We start from the raw sequence: 22928 nt of genomic DNA, 5'->3' as shown, positions 1-22928 counted from the left end.
TTTATAAAATGTTCATCTCTTGCAGCAGCTCACGGGTCTCAACCATAGGTAAACCCACTACAGCCGAATAACTGCCGTCTATACGCTCAACAAAACTACCACCTAGGGCCTGAATACCATAGGCTCCGGCCTTATCCATAGGTTCGCCCGTGGCAATATAGGCTAAAATATCCTGCTCGCTTAACTGGCAAAATTGCACCTTGGTCTCAACCAGGCGCGTCACCGTCTTATTACCATTGGTTAAAGCGACAGCTGTCATCACTCTATGCACCTTACCCGATAGCTGGGACAGCATCTTCAGAGCATCGGCTTCATCGACAGGCTTACCTAAAATCTTATCACCTAATATCACTATTGTGTCTGAGCCAAGCACAAGGGGAGTGCCTTCGACTCGACACAAGTCCAGCCCGACCAAGGCCTTTTCTACGGCCAGACGAGACACGAACACTTGCGGTGTCTCTCCTGAGATATGACTCTCATCTATATCCGCCGACAAGGTCGTAAAACTAAAGTCTGCACGAGAAAAACCTAACTGGGTCAGTATCTCTTTTCTACGCGGGGAGGCCGAAGCCAACACCAAAGGATCGGAAAAAGACATATCTATCTCACCTTATATAAACGTCGCACACGACGTAACATCCAAAATACCCAGGGCCAGATAACCAAACTAGAAATAGCAGGCAAAAACAGGCTCTCATCGAATGTGACTGTCGACACCACAAACTGAACCCAAAACACCACCAGATGATGCAAACAGACTAAACTTGCGATCATCAAGGCCTGCTGCCACATGGGGAAGTTACGCAAGCGCTGAAAATGAAGTACCACCACATAGACAACTAATGACATGGAAAGTGCACGAATTCCTAAGTGAGCTCCCAGCAAGATATCTAACATCACCCCTAATGCAAAGGCTGACAGAATATTGTACCTATGGGGTAACGCCATAGCCCAATAGATGATAACCAGTAACAACCAGTCAGGACGCCAAGCCTCGACGACATCAGGTAAGGGCATGATCTGTAATAACATGGCACCGAGAAGGCTTAACCAGACCACCCAGCGGCCATTAGCAATATGCATACTCATTCGCTCACCTCTTGCTTAGCTTCGGCGTTCACATCAGGCTTCTGTTCACTGGATTTCGGCACCGAAACGTCCTGAACAAGATCTTCCTTTCGTTCGGATTTATCGGGCCAAATAAGCAGTAAATATCGAATACGATCTAATGCTGCCAATGGCTGAGCCGTGACAGTGGCATAGCTCTGGCCATCATCTTTTATCACACTCATCACCCGAGCCACAGGATAACCTTCAGGAAAACGCTTACCTAGCCCGGAAGATACCAAGAGATCGCCAACACGAATATCTGTGCTCTTAGACACAAATTTAAGTTCTAACTCATCAAGCACACCTGTACCCGTCACCACTAGACGCACATCGTTACGTGTTATACGCACAGGAATACCGTGAGTAACATCTGAAATAAGCAGCACTCGGCTGGTTAGCTCGCTGACTTGTACGATTTGGCCTACAACCCCCAGTGCATCGACCACAGGTTGGCCAACAAACACGCCGGTTCTCGCCCCTTGGTTAATAACCACATATTGATGATAAGGATCGCTGGCGACCTCCATCACCTCGGCAACCACTTTCTTGGAATCCATATGTACTGGAGAACCGAGTAAGCCACGCAGACGTTCGTTTTCTTGTCTTAGGTGTTCGAAACGCTGCAGACGTTCACTCATCAGCAGCTGTTGACGCAATAGCTCCTTGTTCTGTCTAGCGAGCATGTCTCGAGTCGCAAGACTCTCGGCTGACCAATCGAGAAACGTACCGGGAACATTGGCAATGTATTGAAGTGGGCTTAGAACAGAAGAGATTGATTTACGAACAGGATCGAGCCGGCCATTAGCCACAATGAGGATCACCGACAAAATAATAGCCAGTGTTAATCTAAACTGGTTTGAAATACCACGAGCAAAAATGGGCTTCATAAAAAACTATAAATGATTTCGAAATACTAATTAGTATTCAAGGGGTCATAAAAAAATATCAGGCATTAACAACCTGCAACGACAAAATGAGCAACAAAAAATAAGGCGGTATAACACCGCCTTATTCCGACTCAATTAGTTTTCTTCGGAGAAGAGATCGCCGCCATGCATATCGATCATCTCTAACGCCTTACCACCACCTCGAGCAACACAAGTTAATGGGTCATCGGCAACCATTACAGGTATACCGGATTCTTGCATTAGCAAACGGTCCAGATCGCGGATTAATGCGCCGCCACCTGTTAATACCATGCCACGCTCGGAGATATCTGAGGCTAATTCCGGTGGAGATTGCTCTAGGGCAACCATTACAGCGCTAACAATGCCAGATAGTGGCTCTTGCAGTGCTTCCAAAATCTCGTTGCTGTTAAGGGTAAAGCTACGCGGTACACCTTCGGCCAAATTACGGCCACGCACTTCAATCTCTAACACTTCATCGCCCGGATATGCAGTACCAATAGTGTGCTTGATGCGCTCGGCTGTTGCCTCGCCAATCAGGCTACCATAGTTACGACGCACATAATTGATGATTGCATCATCAAACTTATCACCACCGATACGAACAGATGATGAATACACCACACCATTGAGTGAGATGATTGCAACTTCGGTAGTACCACCACCGATATCCACAACCATAGAACCCGTAGGCTCTGAAACTGGGAGACCCGCACCAATCGCAGCAGCCATTGGCTCTTCGATTAGGTAAACTTCACGAGCGCCAGCGCCCATAGCAGATTCACGAATTGCACGACGTTCTACCTGTGTCGCGCCAACTGGCACACAGACCAAGACTCTAGGGCTTGGACGGAACACACTGTTATTGTGCACTTGCTTGATAAAATGCTGTAGCATCTTCTCAGTCACATAGAAATCGGCAATCACGCCGTCTTTCATTGGACGTATAGCCTGAATATTGCCTGGAGTACGCCCTAACATCTGCTTAGCTTCTGTACCTACAGCCGCCACGGACTTCTGTCCGCCATTACCTCGCTCTGTACGAATCGCCACAACTGAAGGTTCGTTAAGTACTATCCCTTCATCGCGAACGTAAATTAAGGTGTTAGCCGTACCCAAATCGATCGAAAGATCGTTAGAAAAAATGCCACGCAGCTTCTTGAACATGTAACCAGCCTGTCTCAGTCGAGTCCGAAAAATAAAAAATCAGCTAACTTTAACAACGACACCTCTACGACACAAGGGCGATGAGGTTAACATTTGCTAATGAAGCGATTTATTTTAAATATCAGAGAAAAAGGGGAAATAAGCCCGTCCTTTACCCTATAGAGGGCGAGCGCCTTCGAGTGTGGCACAAAAGGCATTTGAGTGCACCAACCCGTTTACCGGAAGGTGAAGGTGAAAAGTAACAACTGAGGTCTGAAATAAACCAGAAGCCAAAAATGGTCGAGTGCTTATTGATACTATTGTGCCCAGTGAGCTAGCTAACCATCCAACGTTTCGCATTCCCAACAGGCCGATGCTGTCCTAAAAACACCTCTTTAGCCTATCTATTCCACTTCTCGCCAGTGGATCACCTTATCATGACCTCGATAAGTACCGAAGAAAGCACTGGCTTGCGGATCTGACAGATCCCCATCGTTATGCCAATACCACTGCAGCCAACTTGGTACCACAAGGGGCGCGGTGACTTGGCCGCGGTAACGATTTGGCGTCGAAACTATTGACTGCCAACCTAGAGAAAATCGTCCTGTGCTAAAATCACTAGCACTAGTATTACCCGCAGCATTAGTGCGGCTTACCTGCTGGGCCCCATCGAGTATAGGACTATAAACAACTTGAGTCGGCTCAGGGAGTTCGGGCTCGATAACCTTAGTACAACTATCTAACGTATTCACGGCCCACAGATCACCATCCCAAAATCGAGCCGTAGTCGGCATTCTTAAGGTCTCAGCTTCCGAGCCATAAACATTTTCCATGACGATACGACCATGTATCAGGCGCTGACTCGACAAGCGCTTGGCATTGCAAGAGTTTGATATGGCACAGATGTCATCCGTAGCCGCATTCATATCGGCATCGTCAATCAAAACCCCATCATCATCTAGTATTCTTAGACCTATATCCAAGAGAGTATAAGGACCATCGGCTATACCATCGAGCCGCCTGGAAAAAAGAATGTCGTCATCGATCTCCTGCACCCCGAGAGCCGGCTGACTCCAGTCCAAACTGGGCATGCCAGAGAGTCTAGTCTGAAAATCAATACCATTGCCGTTATTTTCTGCCACCAGAAATGCCACGCTAGAGGCAAAATCATCGAAATAATTCTCTGTAGTTTCGCCTGCGACGTTTCTAGCTCGAACAGACACGTTTAGCCTAAAGGGTTCATCCATATATGAGTACAAGCCAGCCATACAAGCCGGCATGATGCCGTATCCGTAGACCTTAAAATCATTGGGAAAGAAACGCCCAACGGCTTGGCTGTAGGCTTTAGGGATTAAAATACCTTCAGCTAAATAGTCAGCCGGTGGTGTTGCGGAAAAAGAGAAGACTCCCACCTCGTCGATAGACTGAGACAGCAGATTAAGACTGTTACTCTGAGCCGTGTGATCATAGACAGAGAGCCCGACTGTGCCATCGACACCCTCAGCCGGGGCCACAAGATCGGCAGACAGGTCGATATTAGATTGAACATAATTGGCTGTAGGCAAGTTATCACAGAAATCCAGATCACCATCTGATTGCCAAGCCATGCCCCGAATCGATAATTCAAACGTTTCGCCCGCTTTTCTAAACCCGGGGCAATCTTTATTAGCAGAAGCACAAATAGTTTCAGGACTGACGCATAGGCCTACAGGGTAACGCGCAAAGGTGTCCGATCCTTCCATCTCCAGCATTTCATCTTCGTCGCCTACCAGTCCGGCGTAATTAACCTTGAGCGCAAGCGTTCCTGCATCGGCATAGTTGAGCTTAAATCTGGCTTTACCGGTATCATCGAACGCCAAAGTTATGGGAGTTTTAGCGGAATAAGATTGACCAAGGGCAGTATCATCGATAAAGACTGACATACTGGCAGGCCTCTGTGATTCATCCGGACTGATATAGTCACTCCAAAAGTTTACTGTTTTACTCACCCCCTGAAACGTTGGCACACACAATGAGCTAGTTTCACTTATCTTCACCGCAGTGATCTCCAGATCTTCTTGAGGCTTGTTCGATAACTCATTGGGAATATTGAGAATGAAGCCGGCATCGGCATAATCCAGAGTACAGTCAGAGTTCGCGACCTCTATGCCATCTATGTAACAAAAATAGGCCCCAGAAGGAGCCGTGCTGCCAAGCCCTACTGTCACAGTGTCGCCCGCCGTATGCCAGAGCTGGGTCGATGTATTACCCGAGAACACATTATTGTTATACACATCACCGCTCTTGGTGAGCTCGACACTCACAGGATCGCTCAGCTCATTAGTGCAATCAGCATCAGCACAAGCCTTGATGCTAATATCTTTACCTGTACACCTGAGGGCACCCGATGAGAATTCGATTCGATAGTGACTGAGCAGACTTGGTGTCGCAGTTTGATCATGTATTTCGCTGTTACTATTCATCTCTAAATAGCGCGAAGTCACTCGACCGTGGAGTGTACTCGAACCATTCATATAGATGTGATTGTCGCTATAAAGATTAGCCTTAATGATCGTCGAGCCATTTAAAGTCATCTTGTCATAACCAAATAACAATACATTGCCGCCACCGGACTCATTAATCTTAGCTCCTGTGATCTCTATGGCTGATTTAACAAAAATACGCACATCACCCTGGGCAAGGATATGACAGTTTGATTCAAGCTTGAGCTCTTCTACAAAATAATCACCGGGAGCTAAAATGATTGTTGCGCCGCTTCTAGCTAGAATATTCTTTAATCGATACTCGCTATGATTAGCAGAAAAAGTCACGGTACAAGCATTGTAAACCACAATTTTACCAAACTGGGTATTGCCATCATCACCAAGCAAGAAAGTATCACCGTTCAAGCAGTTGTCTATCCCTCCACCAGCCTCATGACTATACTTAAACGAGTTCTGACCATTAGTATGTAAGCCACGAATGTCGCCACCTGTTACAGTACAATACCTATCTCCACCCGAAGCTGTATCACAACCATCATTTGGTAAGCCATCGCCAGAATTGTTACTACAGTATTTTAAATTCTCACCTAACGTATCGTTAATTCTGGCAGAATCATTTTGCCTTATTTGTGGATCGTTAACCCCATGGCAAACATTGTTATTATTGCCATGATGACCTTGAACAACTGAGGGGAAATAAAGCGATTCATCGATCTCATCGAATGCATAGGCATCCAGACAAACCGATACTGAGATTAAGCTGATAAGTACTACCAAGAATAATGGTCGACAAGCCACTAGGTTCAACTCCTTTGATTAGTGACAGATAAGCAATACGCTAATTAAACTTATCTGCATCACCTTCCCTGATAATGGCAGCCCATATTTATTCGGTAAATTTAACTCCGTATATGGGTGTTTCACGCTGAAGAGTTAGCATAAAACAGGCTATTCTCCTCCATATCAAGACTAGTCGGTTTATTCGCATCTTCAAGTGAATTTTTTATTTCATAGCAATTGGTACGAATAGGTACAAACAGGTACAAGGACTAAAAATGGAAATAAACGAGGTTAACGAAGAATTTTTTTGGGGAGAAAGTTGAGTTAGAAAGCCTAGTTTAAGGCAGATGATTATGCTCGCCGAGTAAAATGGCCAACAGGAGCAGACTAGATTTTGCTAATGGGACGTATCAAATACAGAATAGGCTTGCTAACTCTTTATACCCATAAGGTTAAAGAATTAGCAATCTCTTGGAAGCTAGTTAACCTCCCGCCAAGAGATCACCTTGTCATTGCCACGATAAGTACCGAAGAAGGCACTGGCTCTAGGGTCATATAAATCATTGGCGTTATTGCCATCATAGTTCCAATACCATTTAAGCCAAGGTTTTACATGTTGCTTAAGCTTAATCGGCGCTTCAGCTGGTGCATTGGGTGGTGTGAAATAGATCTGATTCACACCTGCTTGTATTAAGCCGCTTTGTGAAGTTAATTGGGGGTTATTATGTGCCGTGATCGACGGGAAACCGGCAGGAAGCTGCATATTGATACCAGTAGTGATCAGCTCACCGTTATCCGCCGAAGACGCTGTACCATAAACAGAACACTGATCTTCTTTATTGATAAGCCAAGTGGGTCCAGTCGCACCCACTGCACTCACATATTCAGCTCGAATCGGCAGACGTAGACTCTCTGACTCAGGTCCATAGCCATTCTCAACAAGCATACGCCCATAGCGTTGTTGCCTACTTTTATCTTTACCAATATCGGTAAAGGTAAAGCCAATGCAGGGTGAATTAGCATCAGCTTGGAAACAAATATTATCCTCATCGGTCACATCAGCAGCTTGCAAGTCTAGATTAAACAGGGCATTGAATGGCGCAACTGCCGAAGCCGTTCTTAAATAATTAACCTGACCACCAGCAAGGTAGGCAGCAGCAGGCTCACTCAAAAACAGCACTTTACCCGAAAGATCTGGTGCATCTTTGTCATCAAGGATTGCAATACCCCTATTGTCGCTATAAGTACGACCCGACCATAGGTTCTGTTCAGAAGACTCTTTGTCTTTATAGCGCCACCATGGATCTATTTGGTAATTACTGGTGACACTTGTAGAGGTGGACTTCCCAATGACTTGTATCTTAGGCTCTGTTCCAGATAAGAAACTAAAAGGCTGATCCATATAGGTAAAGCTACTACATGAGAGCGAAACTTCGGGTGTATTTCCAGTTATTTCCAAATAAGCAGGCGTAAAACGACCAAAGACTTCGCTACTCGACTTATCTTGGGGAATGGTAACCCCGTGATAATTTAAATCTTGAGTGAGTTCCGCAGTCACAGTTCCCACCTCGTTCCAACTTTGCTCTAGAATTGCCGCAGTTTCCCCGGTATTAAGCTCAAAGTTAATTGAAGAATACCCAAAGCTACCATCACTACCTGCCGATGGCTGATCTACTTTGGCTGTGATTGCTATATCGTCTAACTTAAAGTTTTGTAGCGCTGTGTTATTGCTAAAATCGTTGTCGCTATCAGACTCCCAACAAACTGCCTTCATTCCCATTTCAAAATTTTCACCAGCTTTAGCAAGCACATCACAGCTAGCATTATAGGGGTCGCCGCTACTACAAGTCTTATTGCTACTGGTATTAAAGAAATGAAAGCCAGCAGGCGCGGCAGTAAAATCATCTGCATATTCAAGTAGCAGCTCTTCGGTACCATTAGGAGTATTCACCCTTAGGGTGTGAGATGCTTTTAACCTGACTACCCCGGCTTCAGGGTAATTTGCTTGTAACACGGCTTTGCCGTCCTTATCGAAGCGTACATCTAAGCTCTCTGTCGCGCCACCTGCAATGCTTACATCATCCCTCGACCCATTCAAACTACTAAGGGTCAGCGAAGCCTCGTTATTAACTGAGCTAGGTATTTTGTACTCAAAATTAAAATCGATGGCTTTAGTTTGATTACTGAAAAGTGGTACACATTCTTGCGTCTGAGAGTCCTTTTTGACGGCAAATAATTCAAAGTTAGCCGTGTCCTTGCAAGAACTAGTGTTGGGCACATCAAAGTAAAAACCCGTATCTTGATAATCTAGTTTGCACTTGTCTGTATCAACCTCTTGCCCATCGATGAAACAACGATACGAAGCCGAGGAATTTTCAGCCACAAGGCCAACGAGTACCGAACCACCATCCCCATGCCAGAGTTCAACCCCAGGAACAGTATGTCCAGTGAAATCAACCTTGCTGTATAGGTTACCGTTTTTGGTCAAATCGACACTTGATAAAACAGATGTTTCAGTGGTGCAATTACCATCATCACAAGCACGAATAATAATATTCTTTGCCGCACAGCTAATAGCCCCCGAAGAGAACTCGATACGATAATGGTTCGTCACTGGCGGCTCAGGAACGGCCTCAAAGGCAAAATAACCAATATCTTCAGCCAGGTGATTTCGCTCGGTATTACTTTGTTGATCTTCATCCACTGCAAAACTGACAGTATTGTTAAATACTGAATGACGACAGCGTCTGACCCAGCCGCCATCGCCGCCTTTATGTGAGTTTTTACTAGCTATTACATAGGGCTGACTGGTATAAGTATTTTGATAATTCGTCTGATAAGCACACTGTTGAAGTAAGGTGCGGGTACGGTAACTATCACCGTGATTTTTTGCATAATCAAACTCATACAAGACAGCCTCACCATTTATCTCCATGGAGCCTGAGCCTAGCCCAGCCACATAACCTAAGGTTTCATCTTGATTAATCGAACCAAGCACTTCAGATGCTTCGATAGCGATATCAAAGTTATCACCTTGTGAGCTAACATTGTTGATTACTGTGGTGATAAAACGATTATTATGTCTCGATAACGTTTGCCCGACCATAGCTGGCTTAGCACCAAACTTGTGGCTGAAACTAATGTTTTCATAACCTCGCCCCGCAGCTGGAAGTCGTTTCCCCTGATATTTATTTGTCACCAGCTTACCCGCTTGCAGCGCCTTGCCTCGCGCTAAGAAACGATATCCTGGCTCCATAATAAAGTAATCGACTTCAGACATATCATCTGCAGACACTTTATTGCCTGGCGGTTCATTTTGTTCGATAGAAGCCGTAGCGGCGCCGCTGGATACTAGCCTCACAGTCGCTGGGCCATCCTGGGTAGGATTAGCCCCGTCTAAGCTTGGCATCAAGATAATCACAGGCGCGCTAGCGTAGCTATTCTCAAAATTAATCACAGCACTGCCGCCACTCAAGGTGACTCGACCAAATTCAAATTGCGGCAAAGGACAAGTCAGATAGGCGTTTTCTGGTACTTTTACAAGACTGGTTGCTGAAGGCGGCTGCCAATAGAGATGATAAGCTTCAGCCCCGGTCGCCTCATGGAAACGCATCTCTATTTTATGGGTGCCTTGGGCTAATGCGATATCCCCGGTTTCACAAGGCCTACCACATTGACCATGCAATCCGTAAAAACCCACAACAAGCTGGCCATCAATCAGAAGTTCGATCGCATCATCACCATCTATCCCAAAGATATAATTACCTGTTTCTGGCACATCCAGATAACCTTCGAAGATACCAGCATAGCGATCCCCCTGACTCGAGTGAGGATTTATATCGTAGCCATAGCCTTCGACTTGGGATTCAATGGATTCGCCTAATTGGTTAGTGGTGCTTTTTACTGTATCTATAAGGTTATTGAAGTCATTATGATCGACTGGGCTGATATTTTGCCCTGGCTTCCAGCTTGTAGCGTCATAACTTCGATATGTAATACCTGCTACTCCATCTTGCCCGGCAGGACATTGTAGTGGCACAACCGGTAATACAGGTTCAACATCACAGTCAGGAACAACATTTATCGAAGCCGCTGTATCATTAAAATAGATCCAACTACTATTTCCTAAAGAGATTTCATCTGCAGTCACCCCGCCTTCGAGCATGGCACCACCGTTTAGCTCAAACTCGTCCTCAGCCACCACAAAGCCTCTGAAATATACATCACCAGAAATGGTCACATCGCTATATGCATACAAAAGAAATTGGGCCGCACTATAGGCAAGGCTCGAATTAAGATGAGTATAATCATCTCGAACAAAGAAGCTCACAGTTCCAGTAGGAGGGAAAATAATCCGCACCCCGCTATTTATCTGTAACGACTCAATCCAATATTGGCCCGCAGCTAACTCAAGTATGCCATTGGTAGCTTTCAAAGATTTAAGCTTATAGATACCCTCACTTGTGGTAAAAGTAATTTTGTTATTTGTACCGCCACTCAAAACTACATCACCATATTCTCCAGCAACAAGCTCAATCTCAGGGTTAAAAAAATCTGGGGGACCTATATCATTGTCACTTGTGGAGCGGCACTGATTAAATGGAATTCGATCAAGGGGTAATCTTGCGGTATACCCACCACTTTTACACCTTTTAGTATTCTGGTTAGGAGGTACACAAGATCTCTCATCTTCTTCGACATCGAATGAAGGTAAGAAACCTGTCTGGGAGGAGTTATATAATTTGGCTGTACCATTAAACTCTATTTCACCATCACGGCTATATGAGTTTACCCCTTCGATAAAGGTAGCCGTCCAGTCAGCAGCGTACGCAGGTAATAAGCCAGACCCCATCAGCAGCACCAGGATGAGTATCCTCTGGGTGACTTGTCTTCCCCTGAACATTAAAGTATCAATCACGGGCTTCAACCTCCACCTGACGGTTTACCCGCAGACAATTAGCGTTATTGTCTGTGCAATTGCCAGTTTCACAGGTCGCTGTGCTGGTTATTCGATAGTGATGTACCGTATCAACCTGGGTATCAACACAGGTCAGCTCAACAATACAAGCATGAAAACCTGGTACATCGGGGACAAGCCACTGACTGCTTGCATCACAAGTCGCAGCCGAAGCATCCAAAGGAAATAATAGAGCCAGTGCACTATCTGCACCTGAGTTCGCCGCCGCTAACGCACGTATGCCCCACACTTCTAAATTAACCTGTTCATCGGCGTCTTCGAGTATATTAATTAAGGCCGATGCCATCAAGAACATCACTGTGATAACAAAAACACCTATCACCAAGGCACTGCCCTGCTGCTTAGCCATCCCGCCTCTAAGTAAGGGCCGACTTGCAAGGCCTCGAAAGGTTTTATGAGTATCTTGATTCATATTAGGGGACATTGACCACCTGCACCTGATGTTGATATTGAAACTCTTGTTCATTAACTTCAAACTGTGGCGTGAGCTGCACCACGGCATTATTGATCAAGGTTCCTGGGGTATAGAGTATGGGCCAGCTGCCATCTATCACTACATTCTCAGCCATCAATGCGCTGCTTGCATCGCCTCCCATATCTGTCGGCGTTGGCTGGTCGTCATTGAACATGTCATAGCCGGTATAACGTCTGATATTGCCATTGGCAAAAAAGCAGTAGCTCACCGCCTGGTCCACCATAAAGAAACGACTTCTTGGCGACGCCTCGCTAAAACGTACTGCGTGATCGAAGGTGACTGTATTGGTCGTATCATCGTATTCATCAATATCAAATAACCTACCCTCGCTCGCCGTTGGGGTCGCAGAGTAAATATGGCTTATTTGCAGTGGATAGACCAACATTCTATGCTCTAGATTAATTCCTTGAGATGGTGTCATTACTATCCCTGTCTCACTAGCAACACCAGGGGATATGGGTAAATCCAGATATGAAGCACTAGCCTGAATAGGCACGAATTCAATGCACTGGAACGAGACTGGATTTTCCGTCACACGCAGACTATTAGGGACTGCATTGCGTATCTCACGCGTCATCCGCTCTATGACGAAACGGCTCTGACTCAAGACCTGATCCACCGAGGTCGAGTCGACGAAGATACGTGTACCTATGATGACGAAACTACTGACTCCAAGCATCATGACCCCAAGGATGATAATGACTGTCACCATCTCAACCAATGTAAAGCCTGATGACTTATATCCTCTTGCAGAGCGCATCAGTAATTACTCCGTGCGGCATTGTAAGTGATCACTTCATTACTAGGGGTCGTCACAGATATGGTAATTAGTTTTCTGTTTAAACTCGGTAAGTCCAGATAAGTAACACTGACAGCTAGTTGATAGTTAGGGTATTCACTCGCATAAGTATTATCTGAATTAAGCATATTACTCGACAGAACTAAGCCATCATAATCATCGACATCATTAAAGGCATTACGGTTCTCGCCATCAGGGCCTAGGTCATTTTTTGGTGTACAAGGTAAGCCGGCAGGTAAGCCTAAATCAGGCCTTGCGCTCGCACCACATGCAGGCACACCACCGTTAGGATTAGTATTTTGATCATAACGCTTACTCCAGATCTCATTGAGTAGTGAATGAGCCAGCTCAGCCGAACGTACACGGTGTAAGGTCTCGGCGGCGCGATCGGCCTGAGGAAACAGCATGCTGGTAAGTAAAACTAAGGCGATGCTGAGAACCACCATGCCGACAACCAGCTCAATAAGAGTAAAGCCTTTAGACTTATGAGATAAGTGAGCTAATGCCTTGGTTTTCTTGAACGAGTTAACGGCCATGAATATACCCCTCACTCTCGATATTTATGACCAAGGTCTCATCGGCAATCACGTTGATGCATGGGCCACTACACCCCATATTGGTGACACCTTTAACATCAAACTTCACATTAAAGGTGTGGTTCGCATCAGGCGGGCGTGTAGTCAAACTCGCTCCACCAGCAAAAGTCTGCATTGCCTCGGTGCGACTGGTACCAGTACAAGTATTATTGCTGAAACTGTGCAGTTGATAGCCATTCTCATCAACATTGACTTGAAAACAGCTATCTTGGTTATTCATTGCCATCAGCTGGGCCTTGCGTAGCTCACTGATAAACTCATCTCGTAAGGTAAAGGCACTGTAACTGGAGCTGGTCATCAGACGTGGCAAGGCCACCACGGAGAGGATGGCAATTAACAAAATGGTGGTGACTAGCTCTATCAGAGTAAAGCCTGTATTTTGCATCATTCGCATATCTAAGCTGTAACCATTTACCACAAGAGATTTAACTCTAAGTATGACAAAAAACCGTGAGATTTTATATGTATAATAGCTATCAGCTTAAATTTTAGCGCCTGTGTTACCGAAAGACGAATTAGCTCAATTAAAAGTTGGCGAAGCTAAAATAGCAAAGGCCTGCAGAGCAGGACTTTTCTTAAAAAGAGTCCATTAGCAGGCAAAGGGATCGTCATTTCCTGTCGGAGTATAAAGCTTATAAGTCGGAGTCGTGGTTTCACTCGCTTCAACATAGACAAAATGACAGGTTTCTGCTGGTGCGTTTACTGGTGCAACCTTTAATTCACCTGTGACGGAAGCATCAAGCTGCCAATCATCAGCATCAACATCCATTGCATTGGTTATCTCATCTATATCTGCTTGTAGATAGCCAAGGTTGGTCTGAGCTAAGGTACCGGTACCAATATCAACACCATCATTATTAGCCCAATCACCAGATTCAATCTTTTCATCGCCACCCAGTGCAGCTTTTGAGTAGACCAAGGAATTAGCACCTTGTAGCGCGCCTTTAAATCCATTCAGTGTCGAAAGACGAGCATCCCCCTGAAGGTTAATAAACTTAGGCGCTGCCGTAACCGCTAAAATACCCAAGATAATGATCACCACGACCAACTCAATTAAGGTAAAACCTTGCTGCTTCATATTATTCATATCGCATCCGCTCCAGTTATCAAGCATCCATGCCGTATTGATTAATTCTAGCTAAAGAAAGTAATTATTAACACTAAGGTAACATTTAAAGTGGGGGGATAAATAGTTAATACCGGAAAACTATAGAGATATTCATATAGTCATTATCTAAAAAATGAGCAAGCTTTAGCAGCCTAAAAATCTGATACAAAAAAGGCCTGCTTAGCAGGCCTTTTTTATGACTAAACAATTAACAAGCAAATGGATCGTCATTGTTACCCGGAGTATATAGGGTATATGTCGGGGCACTGTTAGTAGTTGCTTCAGTATACGTAAAGTGACAGGTAGCAGTTGGCGCATCTTTAGGGCTGATTACTAAAGGTCCAGATCCAGTAATGACCCATTCTGTCAGATCTACATCCATTGCATTAGCAAGAGCCGCTGAACTTGCTGGAATATAACCAAAAACTGTTTTAATCGCTTCTGCAGTGCCAATATCTACACCAGCAGTGTTTCCAGTATTAGCGGCCCATGCAGTACCATCAGCGATACGTTCTTCACCAGCTATAGCAGCTTTTGAAAACACTAGGCTATTAGCTCCTTGCAATGCCCCTCTAAATCCATTTAACGTAGATTCTCTTGCATCACCTTGGAGGTTAATAAATTTAGGTGCAGCCGTAACAGCAAGAATACCCAAGATAATTATAACGACAACAAGCTCTATTAAGGTAAAACCATTTTGCTTTTTCATTTTATCTAATCCTTCTAACAACCAGTATCAACAATAACCATCGTTGGCAAGGTCGTTGATGTAGCTTCTTTATAAGTCAATTGGCAAGTATTTGTGCCATTAGGCGCGCCACGCTGATATATAACCATAGTGCCACTAGAGCCTGGAGTTCCAGATTCATCAACAATCCAGTCCTCTGTTCCATTTTGAGGAGTACCGCCCTTAGCAACAAAGCCTGCATCCATACCCAATTCAAATGCTGTTTCTTCTGCAGTCATATAACCGAATGTGGTTGATACATTGATCGGGCTAGCCGTAGTGCCTATATTTACATCTGTCGAACCCGCTTTTGACTCATCTCCAGCTAATGCGGCTTTAGCAAAGATTAAACTATTTGCACCTTGTATCGCTCCCTTCATACCTTGAAGTGTCGACTCACGTGCATCACTCTGTAAGTTAATAAACTTAGGTGCTGCAGTTACTGCCAAAATACCTAGAATGATAATAACTACCACTAATTCAATTAGCGTAAAACCATTTTGTTGCTTCATATATCTACTACCCTTTTTACTTTGTTCCAATCGCCACTTTAAGCAGCGAACATAAATTATTTATAGCTCTAAATTAGCTAAGCTCATCTACTCGCTCTAGTTAGTAAAACTAACCACAGTACCTGTAGCTGGGTTATAGGTAATACCTTTACTCACATCAAGAGCAGGTATTGGCGTGGGGACACCCGTAGTTTGATTTAATACTAGAGATGCCACCTGATGATATACACATAGATCGATACCATTAACCGTATTACCATTGAGATCAGTTGCCGTGCTACCTACACCTTCTAACATACGAGCTGTATATCTTTGGTTACGGGCGTCTGCTGTATAGACCACATTCCGCGGTGCACTCTGAAGAATATATTTAAATACTTCCTGACAAGACACATCTGTCATAGCGGTAGCACTCGTATTACCGAGGCCAGAATCACCGCCACTGGTTACCATACCCGTTGGATAACCAAAGCGAGTGTCGAGAGATAGACTTGTTCCATCAAGAATCACAGTACTGTTACTACGGCCATCGACTTCCCACTGAGCACGAACAAAACCAACTGCGGTAGCAAGACCACCAGAGACACCATCTAAACTGGCATCTTGTGCGTCCTCGGTGACATTGAGAAAACGTGGGATAGCGGTTGCGGCAAGCAAACCAAGAATCACAATCACGATCACAAGCTCTATTAAAGAGAAACCTTGTTGACGACTTCGAGAGTTACTCATAATTAGACCTTTTAAATTAACCTTTTATTTGATTTTCAACCTGTTCACCCACACAAGCCACACATAACACCTTACAATTCTAACAGTTCGAAGAATTTTAGAAAACTATGAAACGCCAATATTTGCTCTATTATTAGTCATTAGTCAAAAAATTTACATACCCAGTCGCCAACTGATAACTCATACGCCCGGAATCGATAACAATATAATTACAAACATTTCCACCAGGGCTAATTGACGATACAAATTGTTGAGACATGGTGTCCGGACCAAGTAACTTATACCAAAGTTGTTCACAACCGGTAGAATCTCGTTTATTAGGCAGTGGCCAACCTCCTGAACTCATTTTAACCAAGTTCATAGCTGATATTGTTTGACTTGACTGGCTGTCGGCACTTATCGAAAAACCAGTATCCCAATCTAGCATCATCTGCTTAGGCCTCCCCTGTGCCAACCACTTGCCCTTTATCATTCCCAACACATTTAGCAAGCGGGTATGATCGACCCTCAACCCCTGAGCAGCTATGTTATTCACCGAACCAAAATACCTAAAGCCTAAAATAGCTAGCAAGGCGAGCAGTAAAACGATAGCTATCATCTTGCTAAATAGCCCCAATAACTCTCCATCGGCTTTCTGCTGACTCAGCATTAGGTTTTTCCTTCTTTATGCGGAAAATTAACTAGCTTCATCTATTTCTCACTATTGACCACATGACAAGGTTTTAACCTAACTATTGATGACTATCACTTACTTTCAATCTTGACGGTCTTGACGGTCTTGACGGTCTTGAACATTACCCAGCATTAGAAAAAGGGAAATACCTGCTTTACTCTGACTAAACAAAGCCAAATCCCCTCCCTTCACAAGGTTGAGCATATCCCACCATAGAGTCAGGTAAATACCTGCTTACTCTGGCTAAACAAAGTCTAATTCCCGCCCTTGACTACATTGAGCATATCCCACCATATAGCCAGGTAAATACCAGCTTTACTCTGCCTATAAAAGTCTAATTCCCGCCCTTCACTACATTGAGCATATCTCACCATCGAGTCAGGTAAATACCAGCTCTAGCCCTAACTCCCCGCCTTAATTCCCAGCTTTGACTAGGTTAAGCATGTCCCACCATAGAGTCAGGTAAATACCTGCTTTACTCTGGCTATAAAAGTCTAATTCCCGCCCTTGACTACATTGAGCATATCCCACCATATGGTCAGGTAAATACCAGCTTTACTCTGCCTATAAAAGTCTAATTCCCGCCCTTCACAACATTGAGCATGTCCCACCATATGGCCAGGTAAATACCAGCTTTACTCTGCCTATAAAAGTCTAATTCCCGCCCTTGACTACATTGAGCATATCCCACCATATAGCCAGGTATATACCAGCCCTAGCCCTAATTTCCTCCCTTGACAACATTGAGCATATCCCACATTGGCAGGTAAATACCTAGCGCTAGTATCAATACGATTCCCGCCACGAAGCCGATTAAGATCGGCTCGAGTTTAGCTGTGAGGTTTTTAAGATCGTAATCCACTTCACCTTCGTAAAAATCGGCAGCATCGTTGAGCAGCTGGTCTATCTGACCCGTTTCCTCTCCAACTGCAACCATCTGCAACACCAGAGGAGTGAACAATTGGCTTTGATTCGATACTCGTAACATGGAATCACCAGATTCTATTCCCCGGCGCATGGCGACGATTCGATCATGCATGTAGGCGTTATCTACGGAATCAGCCACTAGACTTAAGGCTTGGGTCATGGGTACCCCGGCGCTAAGCATCATAGAAAAACTACGACAGTATCTAGATAAGGTAGAGCGCTCTATGATGCTGCCAACGGCAGGAATATGTAGCTTCCATTTATCCCACTGCTTCTCACCTTTCTCCGTGCTGTGCCAGTATCGAATACCGATAAAGCCCCCTATTACACCGACCAACATGGCTGGCCAATAGTTTACAAATAGGCTAGAAGTGCCGATTAACAGCTTGGTCGCCCAGGGCAGATCGGCACCAAAACGAGAAAACATATCGGCAAATTTAGGGATAACCATGATGTTGAGGATCACCATGGCTATGGTGATGGCTATCAAGACAAATATCGGATAACGCATAGCGGCTTTAATCCGGCGTCTGGTCTCCTGCTCCCGTTCGATATAACCCGATAACTGCATAAATGCATCTTCGAGCTTACCTGTGTTCTCTCCTACATGAACCATAGAGACGAACAGCGCATCGAACACATCTTGGTGATGATTCATTGCCGAAGATAAGGGACGACCGGCGGTTAATTGCTCGGAAATATCGTTGAGGGCATCTCGCATACGCTGAGAATGTGTCGTTTCTGACAAGCCAGCTATGGCGCGCAAAATAGGGATGCCGGAACGAGTCAAAGAATACATCTGTCGGCTAAAAATCTGCAGTTCGGAAAGGCTTACCTTAGCTTTAAACAATGCTGCCAGAGAGAAATCTTGTTTCTCCTTAGCCTCAATGAGTTCTAGTGGAATAACCGCACGAGACATTAGCTGATCTGCAGCCGCACTCTCAGAGGTCGCATCGACCACCCCTGTAACTTGCTGCCCCTGGGCATCACGCCCTCGGTATTTGTAGACTGGCATTAATTAATTTCCACCCTCATGATTCAGATCATTACTCACGCTATTGATAAGACAGCCACTAACACCGCTGCCCTTATCATCTACTGCCACTTTACTGAGTCACCATATCTGCCGATAGGGGAATGTGAGATTCGGTCACATCTTCGACTAGCTTGGCCACCTCTTCGATAGTCGTCATGCCCTCACCCAGATATTTAAGTGCAGATTCTGCTAACGGAGTAAAATTAGGGCTATTTTTTGCTGCGAGAGCAAAATCTTGTGGATTACCTGTCCGCATGGCTTCTACCATAGACTCATCTAGTTCAAGGATCTCGAACACACCGATACGCCCACGATAGCCACTGCCATTACAGCTCTGGCAACCTGAACCAATTTTAAATGTCGCCTGCGAGAAATCCAGATGACTAACCGAGTTTAACCAGGCACTGTCTTGCGCCGTTAACTGATAATCACCGGAGCAACTCTGGCACACTCGTCTCACCAGCCGCTGAGCAATAATGACCCTTAAGGCACTCGCTACTAGGTAACTTGCCGCGCCCATATCAAGCAGACGTAATGCACTGGTAACCGCATCATTTGTGTGTAAGGTCGACAATACGAAGTGACCAGTTAAAGCACCTCGAAGGCCAATCTCAACCGTCTCTCGATCTCGCATCTCACCCACCATGATGATATCGGGATCTTGACGTAGTGTAGTTCGCAGTACATGGGAGAAATCTAAGCCAATTTTATGATTGACCTGAACTTGGTTGATACGCGGTAACTGGTATTCCACCGGGTCTTCAACCGTGATTATCTTTCTGTCCGCGGTATTGAGTTCACTCAATATGCCGTACAGGGTCGTGGTTTTACCGCTACCTGTTGGCCCTGTCACCAATAGCATGCCATGGGGACGCTTAATCTGTTTTCGAATTCGCGCTAAGATCTCCGGCGGCATACCGGTTTCATTCAGAGTCAGTAAGCCAGCTGACTGATCCAGCAGACGCATCACCACAGATTCACCATGATAAATAGGCATGGTCGACATACGCACGTCGATCTTATGCCCTTTAATCTCCATATGAAATCGTCCATCCTGGGGCAGACGCTTCTCAGAGATATCCAGGCCAGCCATCAGTTTTAGCCTCAAAACCAAAGCGGCGGCAATACTCACTTCTGGCAGTAAATTCTCATGTAACTGACCATCGATACGTTGCCTGATGCGCAGTACCTTCTCACCCGGTTCGATATGAATATCCGAAGCTCGCATCTGCACCGCATCTTCAAAAATAGACTGGAGTAGCTTTACGACTGTGGTTTCATTATCGCTATCACCTTGGGTGAGACTGGCAAGATCGAATTGATCATCGGCGGCATATTCCTCTTCGAGCTTACCCGCGATCTGAGCGATCTCATCGGTTCGCCTATAGAGATTATCGAAGGCATCCAGCAGCTGACTCTCGGTCACCACAGCTATCTTCAATAGCTTAGGCAGTAACTGCACTTCGAGGTTATCCATGGCCTGTAAGTCGGCAGGATCACTCATGACAACCAAGACGCTATCACCATTATCTTCCACAACCAGCGCTCGGAAGCGTCTCGCTTGAACCTCGGGCAACAAGTTAACCACTTTGCTGGGAATAGGGCGCTTACTGATATCGAGAAAAGGAATATTTAGCTGCTGAGAGAGGAAGCGTAGTAGTTGCTCTTCGGTAATACAATTAAGATCGATCAGCGTGCGGCCCAATTTTTTGCCACTACTTCTCTGCTCTGCTAACGCTTCCAGCAGTTGAGCCTCACCTATGATCTGTTCCTGAACCAGGAGATCACCTAGACGCATCTTTAACTTGGGTTTCACTCGCTCTCTCCTAACTGGACTAGTCTATTTTTAATATATTCTCTCGCCTGCTGAGATAAGCCGTCTGCTGACAAGGCTTGCCTGTAGGCTTGCTTGGCTGGGTCATATTCCAACTGTGAATCTAGAGCATAACCAAGCCCCATCCACCACCTAGCCAGATGAGGATCTTGGCGCAATAATTTACGGTAGCTTTCTTCGGCCAATGGATACTTGCCAGCCTTCTGGGCCAAGCTAGATTGCATGGTCCATTTCTGCTTGGCCAATTGGCTTTCATCGGGGATCAGCTCAAGGCTGGACATAGCTAGCTTAATATCACCGGAAGCTTGCTGTACTCTCGCGAGTAAGAAGGGATAATCGTATTCTTCGGGAAAAAGAGCCGACCCTTTTATCAGTATGTCACTAGCAGAGCCGAGTCGACCCTGACCGTAATAAAGAGCCGCCAGCTTTCGTCGCGCCTGGTGCATAACTGGAGTTAACGTCAATACTTCGCTGTAGTAGACGATAGCATCGCTTAGCAAGCCCTGATTCTCGGCCTCTATCGCCAGTCGATACCTTCTCTGAGCAAGCTGTTCATTGGAAACTTGCACCTCTGTGACAGCCATAGAACTGGGCTTAACTGAAATAGGTGTCACGACAACTGAGGAAACAACAAGGGATATTGGCTCAACAGCAGTATCAGACGTAATCACTGAAGTCGCTGCATTCACTGGAACTGAAGACGTCACAGGATCACTAGCGATCACTTTAAGCTTGGCGGATAGTGGCTCTTCAGCAAGCTGTATCGAAGAAAATGTCTTATCACTGGATGTTACCGCTCTAACCGACTCAGTCTCGAATTTTCTAGCTCGCTTGCTAATGCTTGTCGTATCTTGCATTGAAGCTGCAGAAGCCTTTACCAAGCTAGTTTCAGCCAGCTCTAGGTGAGCATCCGACTCACTGCTCTGAACTTCTGTAGCCAAGGCAAGGTCACGCTTGGCAACATTCGATAACTGACTCGATGTTGAATTTGATGACACCAGTTGAGCGCTAGACAAGGCTTGCCAGCTATAGACTATTCCGCATAACAATAAGGCCGAGACTATGGTGAATAATACCCAAGGTAACTTAGACAAAGACTCAGGTTTAGCCTGATACTGTACCGGAGCAACATTGAGGTTTTCCAGCTCATGGGACTGCTGGCGTTTATCCAGATCCTTAAGCATAGAATTTATAACACTCATAGGCTAGCTCCATAAAACAGGTGTAGCCCGAGCCCGCTAGCCACAGATATTAGGCTCAAACCCATAAACCAAAACCACTGAGTCTTATAGCTAAGCTTAGTATCTTGGGTGTCGATAATGGCACCTTTAACGTGACGGTATTCGACTCGTTCGGTCCCCTCTCCAAAACTCAATAACAGAGATTTGTGAGCTAAAATATTGATCAATCTCGGGATCCCTTTTGATGCAGCTGCCAACACTCGGGTATTTTTGGGGTCAAATAGCGGCTGACCTTGACTGCCGGCGACGGATAGCCTGTGCTGAACATAAGCATCGGCTTCATCCAGCGTCAATGGCCGCAGGCAGTAACTGAATGTGATCCTCTGCCTCAACTGCCTGAAACAGTGTTGATTTAACCTCTCATCTAACTCAGGTTGAGCAAAAAGTACCACCTGTAGCAACTTGCGGCTCTCGGTCTCTAAGTTAGTGAACAGACGTAAGGCTTCCAGACTCTCGTCAGGAAGGGCCTGAGCCTCATCCAGAACCAACACGATCGAGTGGCCATGAGCACACAGGGCAAGCAGTTGCTGCTGAATGAGTCCTGTCAGTTGCAGTTGATCTATATCGGCGGAGTATTTTAACCCCAACTCGAGTGCTACCGCCCAGCGTAATTCCGCCGGGGATAAGTAGGGATTAGGCAGGTAAGCACAATGAAATCGCTGTGGAAGCTCATTCATTAGCTTGCGACAGATGAGGGTTTTACCCGTACCGACTTCGCCGGTCACCTTGATAAAACCTTCTCCTGTCTGCAATGCAGTTTGTAATACCTGCAAGGCCTCAACATGAGGCGCGAGCCCAAAGAAGAACTCGGTATTAGGGGTAAGTGAGAAAGGCGTTTCCGCTAACCCAAAATGTTGCAGGTACAAAAT

General features: G+C 45.4%; 19 protein-coding genes. All 19 read right to left on the bottom strand.

Annotated features, from left to right (window positions below; translation table 11 throughout):
* Position 1 precedes the first annotated feature (1 nt).
* Positions 2-598, bottom strand: a complete 597-nt coding sequence (locus tag SVI_RS01470; RefSeq protein ID WP_013049591.1) for a Maf family protein — start codon at positions 596-598, stop codon at positions 2-4.
* Between the two features lie 2 nt (positions 599-600).
* Entirely contained in the window at positions 601-1089 is a 489-nt protein-coding gene (gene mreD, locus SVI_RS01465) for a rod shape-determining protein MreD (protein ID WP_013049590.1), read from the bottom strand.
* Complete coding sequence (gene mreC, locus SVI_RS01460) at positions 1086-1997, bottom strand: rod shape-determining protein MreC (protein WP_013049589.1); 912 nt, start codon at positions 1995-1997, stop codon at positions 1086-1088. The genes mreD and mreC overlap by 4 nt, the downstream gene beginning before the upstream one ends.
* 135 nt (positions 1998-2132) lie before the next feature.
* A complete protein-coding gene (locus SVI_RS01455) occupies positions 2133-3182 on the bottom strand; it encodes a rod shape-determining protein (protein ID WP_013049588.1) in 1050 nt (349 codons plus the stop codon).
* Positions 3183-3565: 383 nt separating this feature from the next.
* Positions 3566-6442 carry a DUF6701 domain-containing protein gene (locus SVI_RS01450; protein ID WP_013049587.1) on the bottom strand — a complete coding sequence of 959 codons (2877 nt, stop codon included), beginning with the start codon at positions 6440-6442 and terminating at the stop codon, positions 3566-3568.
* A gap of 460 nt (positions 6443-6902) precedes the next feature.
* Positions 6903-11342, bottom strand: a complete 4440-nt coding sequence (locus tag SVI_RS01445; RefSeq protein ID WP_013049586.1) for a DUF6701 domain-containing protein — start codon at positions 11340-11342, stop codon at positions 6903-6905.
* Complete coding sequence (locus SVI_RS01440; protein WP_041419563.1) at positions 11335-11826, bottom strand: hypothetical protein; 492 nt, start codon at positions 11824-11826, stop codon at positions 11335-11337. Before SVI_RS01440 ends, SVI_RS01445 begins: the two co-directional genes overlap by 8 nt.
* A complete protein-coding gene (locus SVI_RS01435) occupies positions 11816-12637 on the bottom strand; it encodes a PilW family protein (protein ID WP_013049584.1) in 822 nt (273 codons plus the stop codon). Before SVI_RS01435 ends, SVI_RS01440 begins: the two co-directional genes overlap by 11 nt.
* Positions 12637-13212, bottom strand: a complete 576-nt coding sequence (locus SVI_RS01430) for a type II secretion system protein (RefSeq protein WP_013049583.1) — start codon at positions 13210-13212, stop codon at positions 12637-12639. Before SVI_RS01430 ends, SVI_RS01435 begins: the two co-directional genes overlap by 1 nt.
* Entirely contained in the window at positions 13202-13660 is a 459-nt protein-coding gene (locus SVI_RS01425) for a type II secretion system protein (protein ID WP_041419562.1), read from the bottom strand. Before SVI_RS01425 ends, SVI_RS01430 begins: the two co-directional genes overlap by 11 nt.
* 201 nt (positions 13661-13861) lie before the next feature.
* A complete protein-coding gene (locus tag SVI_RS01420) occupies positions 13862-14359 on the bottom strand; it encodes a pilus assembly FimT family protein (RefSeq protein WP_041419561.1) in 498 nt (165 codons plus the stop codon).
* A gap of 229 nt (positions 14360-14588) precedes the next feature.
* Entirely contained in the window at positions 14589-15089 is a 501-nt protein-coding gene (locus SVI_RS01415) for a prepilin-type N-terminal cleavage/methylation domain-containing protein (RefSeq protein WP_013049580.1), read from the bottom strand.
* Between the two features lie 14 nt (positions 15090-15103).
* The gene (locus SVI_RS01410; RefSeq protein WP_013049579.1) at positions 15104-15619 is read right to left on the bottom strand and encodes a type II secretion system protein; all 516 of its coding nucleotides are present in this window, start codon (positions 15617-15619) and stop codon (positions 15104-15106) included.
* A 96-nt stretch (positions 15620-15715) separates the two neighbouring features.
* Positions 15716-16348: a pilus assembly FimT family protein gene (locus tag SVI_RS01405; protein ID WP_013049578.1), complete on the bottom strand. Its 633-nt coding sequence runs from the start codon at positions 16346-16348 to the stop codon at positions 15716-15718.
* Positions 16349-16481: 133 nt separating this feature from the next.
* Complete coding sequence (locus SVI_RS01400) at positions 16482-16997, bottom strand: hypothetical protein (RefSeq protein WP_013049577.1); 516 nt, start codon at positions 16995-16997, stop codon at positions 16482-16484.
* A 745-nt stretch (positions 16998-17742) separates the two neighbouring features.
* Positions 17743-18963, bottom strand: coding sequence for a type II secretion system F family protein (locus tag SVI_RS01395; RefSeq protein WP_013049575.1), 1221 nt, complete (start codon positions 18961-18963; stop codon positions 17743-17745).
* Positions 18964-19054: 91 nt separating this feature from the next.
* Positions 19055-20800: a GspE/PulE family protein gene (locus SVI_RS01390; protein WP_013049574.1), complete on the bottom strand. Its 1746-nt coding sequence runs from the start codon at positions 20798-20800 to the stop codon at positions 19055-19057.
* A complete protein-coding gene (locus SVI_RS01385; RefSeq protein WP_013049573.1) occupies positions 20797-22020 on the bottom strand; it encodes a tetratricopeptide repeat protein in 1224 nt (407 codons plus the stop codon). Before SVI_RS01385 ends, SVI_RS01390 begins: the two co-directional genes overlap by 4 nt.
* A complete protein-coding gene (locus SVI_RS01380) occupies positions 22017-22925 on the bottom strand; it encodes an ExeA family protein (protein ID WP_013049572.1) in 909 nt (302 codons plus the stop codon). The genes SVI_RS01385 and SVI_RS01380 overlap by 4 nt, the downstream gene beginning before the upstream one ends.
* Positions 22926-22928 lie beyond the last annotated feature (3 nt).

The sequence above is a fragment of the Shewanella violacea DSS12 genome, assembly GCF_000091325.1.
Classification (GTDB): Bacteria; Pseudomonadota; Gammaproteobacteria; order Enterobacterales; family Shewanellaceae; genus Shewanella; species Shewanella violacea.
This window is presented reverse-complemented; position numbering and strand designations above follow the sequence as displayed.

Excerpts from the sequence above, each read along its gene's own strand:
- SVI_RS01470 (WP_013049591.1), bottom strand. The coding sequence starts at position 598 with ATGTCTTTTTCCGATCCTTTGGTGTTGGCTTCGGCCTCCCCGCGTAGA.
- mreD (WP_013049590.1), bottom strand. The coding sequence starts at position 1,089 with ATGAGTATGCATATTGCTAATGGCCGCTGGGTGGTCTGGTTAAGCCTT.
- mreC (WP_013049589.1), bottom strand. The coding sequence starts at position 1,997 with ATGAAGCCCATTTTTGCTCGTGGTATTTCAAACCAGTTTAGATTAACA.
- SVI_RS01455 (WP_013049588.1), bottom strand. The coding sequence starts at position 3,182 with ATGTTCAAGAAGCTGCGTGGCATTTTTTCTAACGATCTTTCGATCGAT.
- SVI_RS01440 (WP_041419563.1), bottom strand. The coding sequence starts at position 11,826 with ATGTCCCCTAATATGAATCAAGATACTCATAAAACCTTTCGAGGCCTT.
- SVI_RS01435 (WP_013049584.1), bottom strand. The coding sequence starts at position 12,637 with ATGCGCTCTGCAAGAGGATATAAGTCATCAGGCTTTACATTGGTTGAG.
- SVI_RS01430 (WP_013049583.1), bottom strand. The coding sequence starts at position 13,212 with ATGGCCGTTAACTCGTTCAAGAAAACCAAGGCATTAGCTCACTTATCT.
- SVI_RS01425 (WP_041419562.1), bottom strand. The coding sequence starts at position 13,660 with ATGATGCAAAATACAGGCTTTACTCTGATAGAGCTAGTCACCACCATT.
- SVI_RS01420 (WP_041419561.1), bottom strand. The coding sequence starts at position 14,359 with ATGAATAATATGAAGCAGCAAGGTTTTACCTTAATTGAGTTGGTCGTG.
- SVI_RS01415 (WP_013049580.1), bottom strand. The coding sequence starts at position 15,089 with ATGAAAAAGCAAAATGGTTTTACCTTAATAGAGCTTGTTGTCGTTATA.
- SVI_RS01410 (WP_013049579.1), bottom strand. The coding sequence starts at position 15,619 with ATGAAGCAACAAAATGGTTTTACGCTAATTGAATTAGTGGTAGTTATT.
- SVI_RS01405 (WP_013049578.1), bottom strand. The coding sequence starts at position 16,348 with ATGAGTAACTCTCGAAGTCGTCAACAAGGTTTCTCTTTAATAGAGCTT.
- SVI_RS01400 (WP_013049577.1), bottom strand. The coding sequence starts at position 16,997 with ATGCTGAGTCAGCAGAAAGCCGATGGAGAGTTATTGGGGCTATTTAGC.
- SVI_RS01395 (WP_013049575.1), bottom strand. The coding sequence starts at position 18,963 with ATGCCAGTCTACAAATACCGAGGGCGTGATGCCCAGGGGCAGCAAGTT.
- SVI_RS01385 (WP_013049573.1), bottom strand. The coding sequence starts at position 22,020 with ATGAGTGTTATAAATTCTATGCTTAAGGATCTGGATAAACGCCAGCAG.